Genomic DNA, 1,874 nt, shown 5'->3' on the forward strand with positions numbered 1-1,874 from the left:
CCCCATGCCGCTGCCGCCGGCCACCACCACAGCTACTTTTTCTACACTCATCGGATTTTCCTCTCAGGGTTTGCGGGCACCGCAAGCGGTGTTTTCGGGAGTTGAGCGTCGATATAGCTGGTTTTCCCCGTCGGTTCGAACCAGAATGCCTGAAATCAACCTGTAGAAAAACTACTGCATGCCCGAAACCTTCCTCAGCTTGCCGCCGTTGAATGCGCTGCGCGCCTTCGAAGCCTCGGCGCGTCATCTCAACTTCCGCATCGCGGCCGAAGAGCTCAACGTCACGCAAGGGGCGGTCGCCCAGCACATTCGCGGGCTGGAGGCCGATCTCGGCACGAAGCTGTTCGAGCGGCTGCCGCGCGGCCTGGCGCTGACCGATGAGGGCCGCGCCTATGTCCCCAACATCCGCCGCGCCTTCGACCTGATCTCGGAGGCGACGCTGCTGCTTCGTCCCGAGCCGGCGCGGCTGACGATCAGCGTGACGCCGAGTTTCGCCACCAAATGGCTTATCCCGAGACTGCACGACTTCGTCGCGCACCACCCGCTGGTCGACCTGCGCGTACTGGCCAGCGAAAGCCTGTCGAGCTTCCAGGCCGATGGCGTCGACATCGCGGTCAGGCAGGGCCGCCCACCCTTCGGCGCCGGGCTGGTCGTCGACCTGCTGTTTCCCCAGCAGATCGTCGCCGTGTGCAGCCCGGCCCTGCTGCCGGCCGGCGCGATCGAGATCGCGGCCTCCGAAATCCAGCACCACGTACTGCTGCACGATGCCCACAATCTGTGGCCGGAATTCACGGAAAAGGCGGTCGGCCTGAAGATGACGACCGAACTCAAACGCATGCGCTTCAACCAGACCGGCCTCGCCATCGACGCGGCGGTGGCCGGCCAGGGCATTGCGCTGGCCAGCCGCTTTCTCGTCGCCGCCGACCTCGCCGCCGGCCGTCTGGTTCAGCCCGTCAGCGGCGAAATGCGCGGCACGCAGGATTTTTATGTCGTGATGCCGAGAAAACAGCGCCATCCCGAGCCGACGCAAGCCGTGCGGCAATGGTTGCTGGATGCTGGAGAGCGACGACCTTTGTCGTGAGACCTTCGCACGCACGGAGACGTCAAGCCGCTTGCCTATGAGGCAACGACGGGCGCACCGCGAAAGATCGCCACGGCGTCAGCGACGATTTCCGCATTGTCCTTGGCCGTCCTGCCATCGGCGAGCGTCTTGCCGTCTTCCAGACCGACCCGTGTCGACCAGCGCTGGCGATGCGCAAGCTCGACGAGGGGCCAGACAGTCGTGTCGACGCCATGCAGCAGGATCGGCTGCCGTACCCCGGCGCGCTCGAGTACGGCGGCGATGCCATGCGCTTCATCGAGTGCAGCGGACAGATCGGGGATGTCGATCTCGATCAGATTGCGCAGCACCTGGTTGTGGCCGGGAAGCGCTACGAAGCGCTCGGCATCGGCGACGACGGCAAGCCCCGTCTCGATGCCTACACCACGCTGGCGCAGCAACTCCATCACGGCGGGCGCATCCGGTTCGGACAGGTTGACCGAAGCATAGTCAGGCAGGTCTCGCCAGCCGGCGATCGCCGCGCGGGTCCGCTCGACGTCGTTCTCGATCCAGGCGCCGGTCGACACGCCAACCAGTGTTCCCGGGCAGGTCCGGCGCACCGCCAGCACCGTGGCGTCGACGGCTGCCAGGCTTTCGCGTCCGTCGGTGCCGCGCGGATGGATATGCAGTTCGGCCGCTCCAGCGGCGACGCAGGCTGCCGCATCGCTGGCCATTGCCTCGGCGGTCAGCGGCAGCTTCGGGTGGAAATCGCGCGGACGCGCGCCGTTGATGCAGGCCTGGACGATCATCGATGTCACCTTGCGCAAGGGGCCGC

The 1,874-nt window shown here is 66.1% G+C and carries 2 protein-coding genes; one reads left to right on the forward strand and one right to left on the reverse strand.

The features are described 5' to 3' along the window. Positions 1 to 178: 178 nt before the first annotated feature. Positions 179 to 1,081 carry a transcriptional regulator GcvA gene (gcvA, locus tag EN925_RS34170; protein ID WP_127369120.1) on the forward strand — a complete coding sequence of 301 codons (903 nt, stop codon included), beginning with the start codon at positions 179 to 181 and terminating at the stop codon, positions 1,079 to 1,081. A 35-nt stretch (positions 1,082 to 1,116) separates the two neighbouring features. Here gcvA and EN925_RS34175 read toward each other — a convergent pair whose 3' ends face one another. Beyond that, positions 1,117 to 1,848 (reverse strand): 3-keto-5-aminohexanoate cleavage protein, encoded by a 732-nt coding sequence (locus EN925_RS34175; RefSeq protein ID WP_128337283.1) that lies wholly within the window; start codon positions 1,846 to 1,848, stop codon positions 1,117 to 1,119. Between the last annotated feature and the right edge of the window lie 26 nt (positions 1,849 to 1,874).

It is taken from the genome of Mesorhizobium sp. M7A.F.Ca.US.006.04.2.1 (assembly GCF_004022915.1).
In the GTDB taxonomy this organism is placed as follows: Bacteria; Pseudomonadota; Alphaproteobacteria; order Rhizobiales; family Rhizobiaceae; genus Mesorhizobium; species Mesorhizobium ciceri.